Below are 15,649 nucleotides of genomic sequence, written 5' to 3' on the forward strand. Positions count from 1 at the left end.
CCGAGCGGAGGCGAGGCAGCCGCCTATTTCGACCGATAGGACGGATCACGACCCGCACACCGTGCCAGGACAGCACTCGCTCTCCGTCCATAGGGCGACGTCCACCCCATGGTCGCGAAGACCGGCGGACACACCCTGGTCACAGCGCACCATCAGGGCGCGCCCATCGGAATCCAGCACACCGGTGCGAGTATCCGCGCCCCGCGTACGCGATATCAGTCCGTCCACCGAGGTTCCGCCGATCGCCGGTCCACAGCCCGAACCGCAGCGCGCGGCCTCCGGGCCTGTTTCGCGGCCCAGCACGGTTCTGGGGACGGGGTCTGTCCCACAGCCCAGGTCCGTTGTCGAGTCGAGGTCGGTTCTGCCGCCCAGCAGCGCTGTCGATGCAGGGCCTGTTTCCCGGCCTAGCGCCATGGTGGCGTCGGAACCTGTTTCGCCGCCGAGCCCTGCTGTGGAGTCAGGGCCTGTTCCACCGCCTGGCACGGTTGTCGAGTCGGCGTCCGTCCCGCAGCCCAGCACGGTTGTGGAGGCGGGATCTGTTCCACAGCGCAGCGCCGTTGTCGAGTCGGGGTCGGATCTGCCGCCGGGCAGTGTTCTTGATCCGGGTTCTGTCTCCGGGCCTAGCTATGTGGTGGGGTCGGGGTCTGTATCGCCGCCTGCCACGGTTGCGGAGTCTGCGTCTGTTTCGCGGCCGAGCCCTGCTGTGGAGTCAGGGCCTGTCCCACCGCCTGGCACGGTTGTCGAGTCGGCGTCCGTCCCGCAGCCCAGCACGGTTGTGGAGGCGGGATCTGTTCCACGGCGCAGCGCCGCTGTCGAGTCGGGGTCGCATTTGGCGCCGGGCAGTGTTGTCGATTCGGGTTCTGTTTCTGGGCCTAGCTCTGTGGTGGGGTCGGGGTCTGTCTCGCGGCCGGGTACAGCTGTGGAGGTTCCACCGCCCAGCACGGTTGTCGAGTCGGCGTCCGTTGCACCGCCCAGCACCGATCCCGAGTCCGAGGCTGTGCGGGTTGCCTGGGAAATGGCGACCCGCCACAGCCTGGAGGTCATCGGGTTCGAGACGGCGAGTATCGATGCGCAGGCTGTTCACGAGGTCGCCTCCGCGCTGGACGACTTGCTCGTGAAGTACCCGATTCCTTTACGCGGCATCGAGATCACCGAAGGACGCGATGAGGCGAACTCTCGCTCGGTGCGGAATCGCCTGTCGCAATCCGAGCCACCGGGCGAACCGGCATTGTGGATCGTGCTCGACAGGTCCTCGTTGGTCCCGCCGGCAGGATCGGTCCCGCGGGAAGGGCGGCGCCGAGGACTCAGACGCCGGTCCGCCGAGCGGCCGGTATATCTGGCGGTCGTACGTGAATTCGCCGCTGCGCTCGATATCGCGGGCGGCTTCCGGGCTCGTCAAGAGGCTATGCGAGCACTGGTCGCCGAGTCGCTACGCGGTGGTGGCGGTGGCCAGGGTCTGCTGGACCCGGGCCGGGCGCTGGTCGAGGGTTTCACCGAGGTGGTGTTGCGCGGGGAGCGCGCGGGCGAGCTGGCGAAGGTGCTGCACGGGGCACTGGTGAAAATGGCCCGAGCCGAGTCGGCCGACCTGTCGGCTTGATCGTGCGCGAATGCGGCATGGCCGTTTTCACCTCGGGGCGTCCGAACCGCAGAGCCATTGCAGGCCAATGACGCTGAGCCGGTAACCGGAGCCGGACTGCGAACGGGGGCTGTTTTGCGGCCGTGCGGGGTAGGCGTGCAATATGAGGAGGCTCGATGGCCGTGGCGGGGGACCCCCGCTGTTCCGGGGCCGGAACTGATCTGTTATCTACTGGCTACGATTGTTTTCGACTACACGCGCTCGGTAACCGTGAAGGGATTATCTCTATGGCACGCAAGGTCGTCGTGACACTGGTCGATGACTACGACGGCAAGTCTCAGGCCGAGGAAACGGTGTCTTTCGCCTTGGATGGCGTGGCCTACGAAATGGACTTGTCGGGCGACAATGCCGGTCAGTTGCGCGAATTCTTCGAACAGTGGGTCCCATACGCGCGCAAAGTGGGTCGTACTCGCCGCGGTCGCGGCGGTGCGCCACGGTCGGCAACCGACCGGGAACAGGCCACGGTCATCCGGGAATGGGCGCGCAAAAACGGCATTGATGTGTCGGCCCGCGGCCGGATAGCCGCCGAAGTGGTCGAGGCGTACAAGAAGGCCAACGCGTAGCTGCGCCGAACCGGGGTACGTGACCACCATGACGGTCACCACGGATGCCCCGTCGCAGCAGCTGCCCCGGCCGCGCGGTGAGTTGTCGCACGCGGTAGTGGAGCTGCTGCACGGGACACCCGGCCGGTCGGTGCCCCGGCTCGGTTCGGCCGACCCGTACGGCGAGGACCTGCACCTGGCCCTGCACACCTGCTACGAGCTGCACTACCACGGTTTCGCGGCGGTGGATCCAGGATGGGAGTGGGACCCGGGCCTGCTGGGTCTGCGTGCCGCGCTGGAACAGCGGTTCCAGCGCGCACTGCAGGACGACGTGCCCGGCGGAGCGGATCTCGATGCGGAACTCGATCACCTGCTCGTGACACCGGCCGATCCCGCCGGACCCAGCCGCTTCCTGCGCGACGAAGGCGAATGGTGGCAGCTGCGCGAGTACTTCGTGCACCGCTCGATCTATCACCACAAGGAAGCCGATCCCTACGCGTGGGTGATTCCGCGCTTGCGCGGCCAAGCCAAGGCATCGCTGGTGGCGGTCGAATTCGACGAGTTCGGTGGCGGGCGCGGCGAACGCGTGCACGCGCGGCTGTACGCCGATCTGCTGGCCGGCGCAGGCCTGAACCCCGGATATCTGCACTACCTGGACGTGGTGCCGGTCCCGATGCTCGCTCTGGTGAACATGATGTCGCTGTTCGGCCTGCATCGATCGCTGCGTGGTGCGCTGGTCGGTCACTTCGCCACCGTGGAGATCACCTCGCCGCCGGGGGCGCAGCGCATGGTGGAGGCGTTGCGGCGCATGGATGCCGATCCTGCGTGCGTGCTGTTCTATCGCGAGCATGTGGAAGCCGACGCCGTGCACGAGCAGGTCATGCGCACCGGCGTGATCGGCAGCCTGCTCGCCGACGAACCCGATCTGACCGAGTCGGTGGTGTTCGGTATCCAGGCGACGAATCTGCTCGAGGACCGCTTCGCCGGCCACGTTCTGGACTCCTGGCACGCGGGCCGCAGCTCATTGCGGACCACCGAGGGTGGGCCGCGCGGCTTCCGGGATTAACCCGCCTGCCCCGGGCTATCCGTCGACTGTGATGTTGTTCCGGCCCCCTGGGGTCTATCGGCCGCAGCTGGACACGTGGCTGCTGGTCCGTGCCCTCTCCGAAGCGGGTGTCCCGCGCGGTGTGGAGGCGGTGGACGTCTGCACCGGGACCGGGGCTTTGGCCGTCGCGGCGGCGCGGGCTGGAGCGGCGACGGTGACGGCGGTGGACGTCTCCCGTGCCGCGGTGGTGTCGGCGTGGTTGAACTGCCGCGTCCGCGGGATCGACGTCGAGGTGCTGCGCGGTGATTTCGCTGCGGTACTCGGTCGGCGCAGCTTCGATCTGGTGGTGGCCAACCCGCCCTATGTGCCCGCTCCCGAGGACGCCGCCTACCGCGGTTCGGCGCGGGCGTGGAACGCCGGGGCTCGGGGCCGAGCCGTGCTCGACCAGCTGTGCGCGGCGTTGCCTGCGCTGCTGAAACCGCGCGGCATGGCGTTGATCGTGCATTCGGTGCTGTGTGACCCGGATGCGACGCTCGCCCGGTTACGCGAGAACGAGTTGAAGGCCGCCATCGTGGCCAGGGCCACCGTGCCCTTCGGTCCCGTCCTGCGCCGCCGCGCGGACTGGCTGGCCTCGACCGGGCTGATCGAGCCCGGCCAGAGAATGGAAGATCTGGTGGTGATCCGTGCCGATCGAATCCGACCATGAGCGGCGGCGGGTGACGCTCACCGCCGACGGCCCCGCCTTGATCGAGGGCCCGGTCGAAGTGGTCACCGCGGACGGTCGGACGATTCGCTCCGACCGGTTCGCGGTCGCCCTGTGTCTGTGCCGGCGTTCGAAGAATTACCCGTTCTGCGACACCAGCCATCGCAAGCATTGCCGTCCGTCGTGACCGCACTGCGGATCCGGCCCACCGCGTTGTCGGCGGGCACCGTCTCGACGGGCCCGAAGAACGCGTTGCGGGGCAGCATCACACTGTCCAACTGCAGATCTGTGGGGGAAGGCAGTGCGATGCGCGCAGGTGTGGGCTCGGTCAACTGTTCTCGCCAAGCGCTCACTCCGTCGACCAAGGTGTCGATGGCGCCTTGTCGTCGCCGAGCGACCCGGCGCTGTCCAGGCACACCTGGCGGGTCGTTTCGCGCGCGGGCGCGCGGGTAGCTCCGGGAAGGTACCGACCCCCGACTGGAGGAGCGCGGATGAAGGCAGTGACGTGGCAAGGACGACGTAGAGTCGCCGTGGAAACGGTGCCCGATCCGCGGATCGAGGCGCCGACGGACGCGATCATCGAAGTCACCTCCAGCGGCATCTGCGGATCCGATCTGCATCTGTACGAGGTGATGGGCGCCTACATGAGCAGCGGCGACGTGCTGGGGCACGAAGCGATGGGCCGGGTCGTGGAGACCGGTTCCGACGTCACCGACCTGAAGCGCGGCGACCGCGTCGTGATCCCGTTCCAGATCACCTGCGGTGACTGCTACATGTGCCGGACCGGCCTGAGCAGTCAGTGCGAGACCACGCAGGTCCGCAAATACGGCTGCGGCGCAGCCCTTTTCGGCTATTCCAAGCTTTACGGGCAGGTACCCGGCGGTCAGGCCGAGTACCTGCGTGTGCCCTACGCCGACGCCACCCACATCACGGTGCCGGACGGCCCGGACGACGCTCGATTCCTCTACTTGTCCGACGTGCTGCCGACCGCCTGGCAGGCGGTGGAATACGCCGCGGTCCCCGACGGAGGCTCGGTGACGGTACTGGGCCTCGGCCCGATCGGCGACATGGCCTGCCGCATCGCCGCGCAGCGCGGATTGCGCGTGATCGGGGTCGACCGGGTGCCCGAACGCCTCGCCAGGGTGGCCGAGCGTGGCGTCGAGGTCATCGATCTGGACGCCGTCGACGAACCGATAGGCGACATCATCCGGGGCTGGACCGATGGTCGCGGCACCGACTCGGTGATCGATGCGGTCGGAATGGAGGCCCACGGGTCGCCGTTCGCGTCGGCGGCCCAGCGGTCGGCGTCGTTCCTGCCGGATATCGTCGCGCAGAGGGTGATGGACACCGCAGGCGTCGACCGGCTCGCAGCGCTCAACTCCGCGATCGACATCGTCCGCCGCGGCGGCACGATCTCGGTGAGCGGCGTCTACGGCGGCATGCTCGACCCGCTGCCGATGCGGGTGCTGTTCGACAAGCAGATCCAGGTGCGCATGGGACAGGCCAACGTCCGGCGCTGGGTCGACGACATCATGCCGCTGCTGCAGGACGGCGATCCACTGGGCGTGGAAACCTTTGCCACCCATCGGCTTCCGCTGTCGGATGCCGCACAGGCGTATGACATCTTCCAGCACAAGTCGGACGGAGCGGTGAAGATCGTCCTCGATCCGACCGCCACCACCTGACGGCACAACCCGCACCGGTCTCGAGCGCGGTGGTTCCCACCGCGGTCGAGGCCGGTTTGTCGGTTCCGGCCTTGGGTAGCTGCCGTGTATGACTGTTTCACTACGCGGAGTCGTGTCGTCGTGGTGGCTCGAGGCGCCGACCGCCGTGGCGGCGGAGGCGGCACGCGCCGGCGTGGAGATGGCTGTCGATCTGGGCGTCAAGGTGGCGCAGGCGCCCGCGCAGGCGGTCGCCGCAGGCGCGAGGGCGGGCGCGTCGCTGCTGAACCTGGGACGCGAGGAGGAACTGCGCGACGAGTTCGCGGCCTTGGTCGACCCGCACGCGCTGCGGTCCCGGCGCCGGGTGGCGGTGCACGACGACCGCGCCACGGTGGAGGTCCGCGGCCTGGACTCCGGCCAGAGCGAGGCCATCACGCAGGCACTGCGGCGCACTCTCGATCGCAGCCGCGACGTGCGCTGGTGGCGGGTGAACGCGGTGACCGGGCGCGTGGTCGCTGCTCTCGCGCACGGTGCGGCCGACCTGCCCGCTCTTGTCGCGGCCATCGAGTCGGTCGAGGCCGCCACCGCGGTCGATGACCTCGACTGGGGTCGCGCCTGTGAATACCCCGACGATCGAGAACCATTGCTGGCGGCGGGAATCCAGCTCGCGGGCGACATGTGCGCGATCGGACTGTCGGCCGCGGGTACAGTGTTGCCGCTGCGCGGACCGGCTCGGCTGTTGCGCGCGGCGGCCGCGCTCGTCGACACCCAGCCCCGGGTGCGCGGGCTGCTGGAGGATCGTCTCGGCCGCCCACGCACGGATATGGTGATCGTCGCGGCCAACGCCGTCGGCAATGCGCTGGGCAACCGCGCGGCCGACGGCATCGCGAATCTCGTGGTGGACGCCGTATATCGCGGCTTCACCCTGACCGAGGCGCTGACCCGGTACGCACAATGGCAGCGCTGGGAGCCCGAGGTCGACCGCCGCCCCACCGAGGTGCGCGATCCGCTGCCGCCGCCTTCCCGGGTAGTCGAGATGCCGCGGGGACCGGTCGAACGGGTCGCCGACGAAACCGCCACGGGCGCGCTTGCGGGTGCGGTCAGCGCCGTCCTGGGCGGGCGCGGCCTGCTCGGCGCGGCCGACGCGTTGGAACTGGGTGCGCCGAAGGCGGCGCGCGCCAGCCGCGAGGCATACGGCGCCGTGGTTTCGACACTTCTCGGCCGGGCGGGTGCGCTGACCCTGCACCCCGGGGCCTGGCGGCGGCTGGACCGGCTGTCCGCGGTGATCGTGGACGGGCAGGCGTTGCTGACCTCGCGCCGCATGGTCCTCGACGCCGAGACCGCCGACGAACGATGGTCGGTCGCCGAGATCTGGAGCGCGAGTCAGCGCCTGCTCTGGGCCGAGGACACCGAGGAAGGCCCGGCCGGCGATCTGCGACCGGCGGACACGGGGCAACAACCGCCGGGCGAGCGGCAACGGTTGGTGCACGCCGGAACAGGGAAGCCCGATCGCGGTGTCGCGCGCCGCCCGGTATGGCGGGAACTCCAGGACAACGGCGCCACGGTGGGCCGGGTCCTGATCGGACGCGAACTCGATCGCCGCGCGCACGCGGTACTCGGCCGAGCGCGCAGCGCCGGGCTGCGCGTGATCCTGGTCGCCGGCGCCGATACCGCCGAGTTGCGCTCGATGTCCGATGACTTCCTGGCCCCGTCCCGCTCGATGAGCAAGCTGGTGCGTGACCTGCAGCAGGACGGGCACGTGGTGGCGGTGCTGAGTTCGCGCGCGCACAAGGCGCTGGCGACCGCCGACGTGGCGATCGGGCTGGCCGGGCGGGAAGACGGTGTGCTCCAGTTGCCGTGGACCGCGGACGTGGTCTGCCGCGACCTCACGCAGGTGGACCGGATACTGGCCGCCGTCGCTCCGGCTCGTCAGGTCAGCGAACGCGGCCGCTCGCTTGCTCTGTCGGCGGCGGCCCTGGGCGGCTTGCTGCTCGCCGTCGCCCCCGACGCCCGCGGGACCGCTTCGCCGATGGCCGCCGCGCACTACACAGGATTCTTCACCGGCGCCTACAGCGGGTGGCGCGCGGCGCGGGCCGAGCCACCCGCCGCGCTCGCCCCATTGTTGCCGTGGCACGCGCTCGAAGCCGACGAGGTGCTCAGCCGGTTGCCGGAGCCCGTTGCGGTGCAGGAGCGGACCGAGCCGAGCCGGGCGGCCCGCATCCCCGGCATGGCCGTCGTCACCTCGGCGGCGTCGTTCACGCGGCAGTTGCGCCGCGAGCTGGCCGATCCACTCACCCCGATTCTCGGGGTCGGCGCGGTCGCCACCGCCGTACTCGGCGCGCCGTCGGACGCGGTGCTGCTGTCGTCGGTGCTCGCGGTCAACGCTCTCGTCTCGGCGTGGCAGCGCCAGCGCGCGGAGGGTGCGCTGCACCAGCTGTTCGAGAGCGAGCAGCTCACCGGCCGCGTGATCGATCGCGACGACCTGGAGGCCGACGAGCCGCAGGAACGCAGCCTGCCTGCGAACCTGCTCACCCTCGGCGACGTGATCGTGCTGCGGGCAGGCGACGTGGTCCCCGCCGACGCGCGGCTGCTGCACGCCGAGGACTTGGAGATGGACGAATCCGGCCTCACCGGCGAGTCGGTGACCGTCGAGAAGCAGGTCGCCGCGACGCCCGGCGCGGCGGTGGGCGATCGCGCCTGCATGGTCTTCGAAGGAAGCACCGTGGTCAACGGGACGGGGCGCGCGGTCGTCGTCGCGGTCGGCGCCGACACCCAGGCGGGCCGCGCGGCCGCCGGTGCCATCCCACCCGAAAAGGGCGGCGTGCAAGCCCAATTGCGCCGGTTGACCGACCGCGCGCTACCGCTGACCCTGACCGGCGGCGGCATCGTGACCGGGTTGGGCATGCTGCGCGGCAGGTCGCTGCGGACAGCGATCGCCGACGGCGTGGCCGTCGCGGTCGCCGCGGTGCCCGAAGGACTGCCGCTGGTGGCCACGGTGGCCCAGCTCGCGGCCGCCCGTAGGCTCTCCCGGCATGGCGTGCTGGTCCGCGCCAGCCGGACCGTGGAGGCACTGGGCCGGGTGGACACGCTGTGCTTCGACAAGACCGGCACCCTCACCGAGGGCCGCCTGCGTCTGACCACCCTCGCCGGTCTCGACGACCAGTGGCCACCGGACGCGGACTCCGAGGACGCCCACCGGTTGCTGCGCGCGGCGGCCCGCGCCTGCCCCGATCCCGCCGAAGGCCCGATCGTGCACGCCACCGACCGCGCGGTGGTCGAAGCCGCCGACGAGGTACTCGGCGACGAGGCCCGCCGCTGGGATCCGATCGAGGAGATCCCGTTCGAATCCAACCGCGGCTACGCCGCCGCGCTCGGCCACACCACCCGCAAGCTGCGACTGATCGTGAAGGGCGCGCCCGAGGTGGTGCTGCCACGGTGCACTACGGCGCGGCTGGACGGCGCCGACCGCCCCCTCGGCGACCGCTTGCGTGAGCGCGCCGAACAGGCGGTGCGGGATCTCGCCGAGCAGGGCCTGCGGGTGCTGGTGGTGGCACGCCGCGACCTGCGCACCGAACCCGATGACGTCGAGGCCGCGGTCGAACGGCTCACTCTGCTCGGCTTCCTGGGCTTGGCCGACACCCCACGCCCGCAGACCCTTCCGCTCGTCACCGCGCTGCGGCGCAACGACATCAGTGTCCGCATGATCACCGGCGACCACCCGGTGACCGCGGCGGCGGTGGCCCGGCAGCTGGGCATCGATCCGGGTGACGTGGTCACCGGCGCCGACCTGGACGGCCTGGCCGACACCGCGCAGGCCGAGCTGATCGAACGCGGGACCGTCTTCGCCCGGGTAGCCCCGGAACAGAAGGTGCGCATCATCGCCGCACTGCGCCGGGCGGGCCACGTCGTCGGCATGACCGGCGACGGCAGCAACGACGCCGCCGCCATCCGCACCGCCGACGTCGGAATCGGTTTGGCCGCACAGGGTTCCGCGGCCGCCCGGAACGCCGCCGACATGGTGCTCACCCACCCCGACCCGCTGGCGCTGCTGCACGCCCTCATCGAAGGTCGCGGTATGTGGCAGCGCGTCACCGACGCGGTGGGCGTACTGGTCGGCGGCAACGCGGGCGAGGTGGCGTTCACGCTGTACGGCACCGCCGTCAGTGGCCATGCCCCGCTGCGCACCCGGCAATTCCTGCTGGTGAACATGCTGACCGATATGTTCCCGGCCATGGCGCTGGCGCTGTCGCGCGATCGGGACACCGCCGACCCGGAGGACGCGGACGATCCGGAGGCCCAGGCGCAGCAGGCATCCGACCAGCTCGCCGAGATGCCGGTCGCGCATCTGGGCCCGGATCTGCTGCACACCCTCACCGTCCGCGGTGTCACGACGGCCACCAGCGCATCCGTCGCCTGGACCCTGGGCCGGATGACCGGCACGCAACGCCGCGCCGCCACCATCGGCCTGGTCGCACTCATCGGCACCCAGCTCGGGCAGACGCTGGTATCCGGCTACCGCAGCCCGCTGGTCTGGGTGACCACGGCGGCGAGCGGGGCGGTGCTCGGCGCCGTCGTGATGACCCCGGGATTGTGCACCTACTTCGGATGCCGTCCGCTGGGCCCGGTCGGGTGGGGTCTCGCGACAACCTGCGCTGCGACAGCCACCGCCGCTGCCGCGATCCTGCCCCGGCTGCTCCCCGAACCGTTGACCGAGTAGCTGGGTCGTGGCCGGCGCCAGTGCGCCGGCTGATTGGCCGGTGACCGCCCGGGTATCCGGCTGGCGATGGTCCGGCACCCGGAGGAGGATCCCATGGCTGAACAGGTCGGTGACTACGTCGTGCGGCGTCTGCGGGAGTGGGGCGTCGAGCAGGTCTTCGGCTATCCCGGCGACGGGATCAACGGCCTGATCGCCGCATTCGGCCGCGCCGACGACGACCCGGCGTTCATCCAGGCCCGCCATGAGGAGATGGCGGCCTTCCAAGCCACCGGGTACGCCAAGTTCAGCGGCAAGGTGGGCGTGTGCACCGCGACATCCGGGCCGGGGGCGATCCATCTGCTCAACGGTTTGTACGACGCGAAACTCGACCACGTGCCGGTGGTCGCGATCGTCGGGCAGACCGCGCGCAGCGCGATGGGCGGCAGCTACCAGCAGGAAGTCGACCTGCAGAACCTGTTCAAAGACGTCGCCTCCGACTACCTGGTCGAGGTCAACGTGGCGCGCCAGCTACCCAACGCGCTGGACCGCGCGTTCCGCATCGCGGCCGCGCGCCGGGCCCCGACCGCGGTGATCCTGCCATCGGATCTGCAGGAGGAGCAGTACCGGCCGCCGCAGCACGCGTTCAAACAGGTGCCCTCCAGCCCGCCCGGACTGCCCTCGACGGCCGTCGTCCCCGCGCACGAAGACATCCAGCGCGCCGCTGACCTGCTCGACGCCGGATCGCGGGTGGCGATCCTGATCGGCCAGGGCGCTCGCTCGGCCGCCGCGGAAGTCGTCGAGCTCGCCGAGCGCACCGGCGCGGGCGTAGCGAAAGCGCTGCTGGGCAAGGACGTCCTGTCCGACGACCTGCCCTTCGTCACCGGGCCGATCGGATTGCTCGGCAGCAGGCCCAGTTACGAGTTGATGCGCGACTGCGACACGCTGCTGATCGTCGGGTCGAACTTCCCCTACTCCCAGTTCCTGCCCGAACCGGGGCAGGCGCGCGCGGTGCAGATCGATATCGACGGCACCATGATCGGGATGCGCTATCCGACCGAGGTGAATCTCGTCGGCGACGCCAAATCGACTCTGGCCGAATTACTTCCGCTGGTCAAACGCAAGGACGACCGGGCATGGCGGGAGACGATCGAGAAAAACGTGGCCCGCTGGTGGCAGACCGTCGAACGGCAATCCATGCTGGCGGCGAAACCGGTCAACCCGATGCGGGTGGTTTGGGAGCTGTCCAGATGCATCCCCGACAATGCCATCGTGACGGCGGACTCCGGGTCCTCCACCAACTGGTATGCCCGCTGCCTGCGCTTCCGCGGACAGATGCGCGGCTCGCTGTCGGGCACGCTGGCCACCATGGGCCCCGGCGTCCCCTACGCCATCGGCGCGAAATTCGCCCACCCCGACCGCCCGGTGATCGCGTTGGTCGGCGACGGCGCGATGCAGATGAACGGCTTGGCCGAACTGCTCACCATCACCCGCTACCGCAGGCGCTGGGCGGATCAGCGCCTCGTCGTGTGCGTCTTCCACAACAACGACCTCAACCAGGTCACCTGGGAGTTGCGCGCCATGGGCGGCGCACCGAAATTCGAGGCATCGCAAACACTGCCCGACGTCTCCTACGCCGACATCGCCCGCAGCGCTGGCCTGAGCGCGATCACCGTGCGCTCACCCGACGACCTGGCCTCGGCGTGGGACTGCGCCCTGCACGCCGACAGCCCGGTGCTGCTCGATGTCCACTGCGACCCCGAGGTGCCGCCCATCCCGCCGCATGCCACCTGGGACGAGATGAAGGACACCGCCGAAGCGGTGCTGCGCGGCGATCCCGACGCCTGGCACCTGCTGGTCCAAGGTGCCAAAACCAAAGCCCAGGAGTTCATTCCGTAACGACAGAGACGACGACCCGCCGCCGCACGCCGAGAATCGCAGAAGAGGAGCTCGACCATGGGGTTTCCCGAGCAGCAGCAAGAAGTACCAGGCACGCAGGCCCGCATGAACCCGGTTCCGGACTGCGGTGAGGACAGCTACCGCGGATCCGGCAAATTGACCGGCAAAGCCGCCGTCATCACCGGCGCCGATAGCGGGATCGGCCGGGCGGTGGCGATCGCCTATGCCCGCGAAGGCGCCGACGTGCTGATCTCCTATCTGAACGAGGACGAGGACGCGAAAGAGGTCGCCGACCTCGTCACACAGGCCGGGCGGAAGGCCGTGCTCATGCCCGGCGACCTCGCCGACGCCGACCACTGCCGCGCCGTCATCGAGCGGGCGGTCCGCGAATTCGGCAAGATCGACGTTTTGGTGAGCAACGCTGCTTTCCAGATGACACACGAAACTCTGGAAGAGATCAGCGACGAAGAATTCGAGCACACCGTCGAACTGAACATCAACGCCTATTTCTATCTCGTGAAAGCGGCCCTGCCGCACATGCCGCCGGGGTCTTCGATCATCGGAAGCTCGTCGGTCAACTCCGATATGCCCTCGCCGACTTTGGCGCCTTACGCGGCCACCAAGGCGGCCATCGCGAACTTCTCCGCCAGCCTCGCCCAGTTGCTGGGGGAGCGTGGCATCCGGGTCAACAGTGTCGCTCCGGGACCGATCTGGACACCGCTGATCCCCTCGACCATGCCGGTCGAGAAGGTCACCCACTTCGGCGACGACACACCGCTGGGACGCGCCGGTCAACCGGCCGAACTCGCCGGGACATACGTACTGCTGGCTTCCGAGGACGGCAGCTACATTTCCGGCGCCCGCATCGCCGTCACCGGCGGCAGGCCCATCCTCTGAGCGTGACAACGAACGCGGCCGGTCGTTCCAGCGAGCGTCCGGCCGTCTCGCCGCGAATCACAGCATCGACACGACGATCGCGACTGCCGCCGCCAGGAAAACCAAGACGACCACCACCGTGACGACCATCGCCATGACCCCGGTGAGGGGGAAGTGGTGCCTGGTCGTGGGCTCCGGCGCGGACAGACCGGACGTCTGCGGCGTATCCGGTGGTGTCGAGCCGGGCGGTACACCGCCGCCAGGTTCCAGGTCCGGCGTCCTTTCGGGATCGGGATCCATCGCACTCATGCGTTGCTCCCTATTCGCCATCGTTTCCGGGCACTTCAGGTGCATCAGGTCGCCTGCCGGACCTCTTGCGAGCCAGAATCACCGCGCCGACCAGCACCGCGAGACCTATGATCACCAACAGTTCCATGTCTGGGACCTACCCGGTCCTTGGACACCCAATCGACATGCGCGACATTCTCCGGTCACCCGACGTCGTTGGGGATCCCGATCTCAGCGCCAGTCCCTGTGGAGCTCGAGCGGGATAGCCAGCTCGATGCACACTGCCTCGCGCGACGAGTTCGATGGTGACCGCGACGGCGCAGGATTGGGCCAGGAGCAATCCGGTCAGCACCATGATCTGGACGGCGGCGGCCTGCGCGGCGGAGCCGGTGGCGAGCAGGACGCCCACGAATGCCCCAGGCAGGGTTACCAGCCCGACGGTGCGCGTCTGATCGACGCCGGGTAGCAAGGCGTCGGTCGCTGTGGGCCGGATGATCTCCAGACGCGCGGCACGGTCGCTGAAGCCGAGACCGAGTGCGGCTTCGACTTCACCCCAGCGTTCGTTGAGCGCGTCCAAGGCGCGGCGCGCCGAGAGGGATGTCGCGGTCATCGTGCCGCCGAGGATGATCCCGCCGATCGGCACCAGCGCGACGCCGGTAAGCGGGACGACGCCGCTGAGCAGCAGGATCGGCAGGACCACGCCCAGTCCGGCGCCGAGAGCGACGGCCAGCCACAGCGCCGAGCGGCCCGCCCCAGCACGTCGCGCCGAGGTCGCTGCGGCCGCGGCGAACATGACCGCCAGCACCAGCAACGACGACCACAGCTGCGCCAGCGCCGCGGCCAAGATCAGTGCGACCGCGGCGAGCTGGGCCGCGCCACGCACCGCCGCGCGCGGAGCCACCGAAACCGGCCCGAGCCCGGCGATCCCATACACCACCGCAGCCCCCACAACCATGACCGTGCACAACACCACCAAACCCACGCCGGGTGTCACAGCTGTGTTCATGCCCCATTCTCTCGTGACGAACGAAGTGGATCTCCTCAGCTGGCACGTGATAACCGAAAGTGTCGGCGGTCCGGCCCGCGACCCGTTCTCCGGTTGGGCGCGCCGATATGGCGTTGGCCGAACTCACCGCGTCCGGTGCCCGCGACGACCTGCGCGACGCCTTGGTGCGCCTGGCCGACCCGAACCACGAATCCCGCTCCACCACTACAACACCGACGCGGCAGGGGGCATCGAACCGCGTCGGACATAGTGCCTCGCGATCGTTCCCGAGTCGAATAATCCCACGGGGCAATATGTCCGGTGACAGCCGCCGGGTTCGAGGCCGGCTATCCGGACTGCTTTCTGTAATCGACGCATTCTCGAAAGAAAATTCCGCATGCACGCCGGTCGGCCGGAGAATTCGCGCACGAGCCGGGCATTGCGCGCACGCCCGGGGTGGAGGAAGGTGAATATGTCCGGTGGCGCCACCGGGGCGCCGCCCTGACCTGAGCAGGAGGTGGCCCGTGTACGCACGCTCCAGCACAATTACGGCCCAGCCGTCGTCGATCGACGACGGGATCACCTACCTCCGCGATGAAGTGATGCCGAAGCTGCCCGAGATCGACGGATGGGTCGGCCTGTCGCTGCTGGCCGATCGGTCGACGGGACGCTGCATCGCCACGACCGCGTGGGAATCCGATGCCGCGATGCACGGCAGCCGCGGGCGGGTCCAACCGTTGCGCGACGGTATGGCCCGAGCGCTCGACGGCCGGGTCGATCTGGTCGAAGAATGGGAAATCGCGGCCTTGCACCGCGACCATCCGGCCGGTGACAGCGCCTGCGCTCGGTGCACGTGGGTTCAGCTCGACCCGGAGCGGCTCGACCGGATGATCGACACCTTCAAGATGGAAGTGCTGCCGCAGACCGAGATGATCGATGGATTCTGCAGCGCCAGCCTGTTCGTCGACCGGTCCACCGGTCGCGGGGTTGGCGCGACCGTGTGGTCCAGCCGCGACGCGATGGACGCCAACCGGGAACAGGCCAACCGGATCAGGGCGACGGCGACCCAGCGGGTCAGCGCCAACGTGCTCGAGGTAGCGGAGTTCGATCTGGCGTTCGCGCACCTGCGCGTCCCCGAGATGGCCTGACATCATCCCGACATCCGGCCGGAGCGCGGCTTCCCGGCCGGATACTTCGTGCGGCCCGGACAACCGCGTCGGGAGTCGCTATGCGTTGCCGGATGCCGCCTGGCCGTGGTCTGCCGACAGATGGCCACGCAGCGCGATCGCGGCCGCTCGGTGGACCACCTCCGACCGCGCCG

General features: G+C 69.5%; 12 protein-coding genes. 10 read left to right on the forward strand and 2 right to left on the reverse strand.

The window, feature by feature from the left end:
• The first annotated feature begins 919 nt into the window (after positions 1 to 919).
• The 9 genes from NA4_RS24375 (at position 920) to NA4_RS24415 (ending at position 13,076) form a co-directional block, all read left to right on the forward strand.
• A complete protein-coding gene (locus NA4_RS24375; protein ID WP_157129278.1) occupies positions 920 to 1,597 on the forward strand; it encodes a hypothetical protein in 678 nt (225 codons plus the stop codon).
• Between the two features lie 266 nt (positions 1,598 to 1,863).
• Entirely contained in the window at positions 1,864 to 2,199 is a 336-nt protein-coding gene (locus tag NA4_RS24380) for a histone-like nucleoid-structuring protein Lsr2 (protein ID WP_067474428.1), read from the forward strand.
• 28 nt (positions 2,200 to 2,227) lie between these two features.
• Positions 2,228 to 3,244 (forward strand): iron-containing redox enzyme family protein, encoded by a 1,017-nt coding sequence (locus NA4_RS24385; protein ID WP_067474431.1) that lies wholly within the window; start codon positions 2,228 to 2,230, stop codon positions 3,242 to 3,244.
• Between the two features lie 31 nt (positions 3,245 to 3,275).
• A complete protein-coding gene (locus tag NA4_RS24390; RefSeq protein WP_067474435.1) occupies positions 3,276 to 3,929 on the forward strand; it encodes a HemK2/MTQ2 family protein methyltransferase in 654 nt (217 codons plus the stop codon).
• Entirely contained in the window at positions 3,907 to 4,113 is a 207-nt protein-coding gene (locus NA4_RS24395; protein WP_067474437.1) for a CDGSH iron-sulfur domain-containing protein, read from the forward strand. The genes NA4_RS24390 and NA4_RS24395 overlap by 23 nt, the downstream gene beginning before the upstream one ends.
• Positions 4,114 to 4,417: 304 nt before the next feature.
• The gene (locus NA4_RS24400) at positions 4,418 to 5,611 is read left to right on the forward strand and encodes an alcohol dehydrogenase catalytic domain-containing protein (RefSeq protein ID WP_067474440.1); all 1,194 of its coding nucleotides are present in this window, start codon (positions 4,418 to 4,420) and stop codon (positions 5,609 to 5,611) included.
• A gap of 88 nt (positions 5,612 to 5,699) precedes the next feature.
• Complete coding sequence (locus NA4_RS24405; protein ID WP_084497407.1) at positions 5,700 to 10,304, forward strand: cation-translocating P-type ATPase; 4,605 nt, start codon at positions 5,700 to 5,702, stop codon at positions 10,302 to 10,304.
• A 93-nt stretch (positions 10,305 to 10,397) separates the two neighbouring features.
• Complete coding sequence (locus tag NA4_RS24410; RefSeq protein ID WP_067474455.1) at positions 10,398 to 12,179, forward strand: thiamine pyrophosphate-requiring protein; 1,782 nt, start codon at positions 10,398 to 10,400, stop codon at positions 12,177 to 12,179.
• Positions 12,180 to 12,236: 57 nt separating this feature from the next.
• A complete protein-coding gene (locus NA4_RS24415; protein ID WP_067474443.1) occupies positions 12,237 to 13,076 on the forward strand; it encodes an SDR family oxidoreductase in 840 nt (279 codons plus the stop codon).
• Positions 13,077 to 13,133: 57 nt separating this feature from the next.
• Here the strand turns inward: NA4_RS24415 and NA4_RS24420 are convergent, their stop codons facing one another.
• Positions 13,134 to 13,364, reverse strand: coding sequence for a DUF6480 family protein (locus NA4_RS24420; protein WP_084497408.1), 231 nt, complete (start codon positions 13,362 to 13,364; stop codon positions 13,134 to 13,136).
• Between the two features lie 136 nt (positions 13,365 to 13,500).
• Entirely contained in the window at positions 13,501 to 14,349 is an 849-nt protein-coding gene (locus NA4_RS24425; RefSeq protein WP_084497409.1) for an ABC transporter permease, read from the reverse strand.
• 503 nt (positions 14,350 to 14,852) lie between these two features.
• Between NA4_RS24425 and NA4_RS24430 the strand changes: the two genes are divergently transcribed.
• Positions 14,853 to 15,476, forward strand: a complete 624-nt coding sequence (locus NA4_RS24430; RefSeq protein ID WP_067474449.1) for a hypothetical protein — start codon at positions 14,853 to 14,855, stop codon at positions 15,474 to 15,476.
• Positions 15,477 to 15,649 lie beyond the last annotated feature (173 nt).

The organism is Nocardia amamiensis NBRC 102102 (assembly GCF_001612745.1).
GTDB classification, from domain to species: Bacteria; Actinomycetota; Actinomycetes; order Mycobacteriales; family Mycobacteriaceae; genus Nocardia; species Nocardia amamiensis.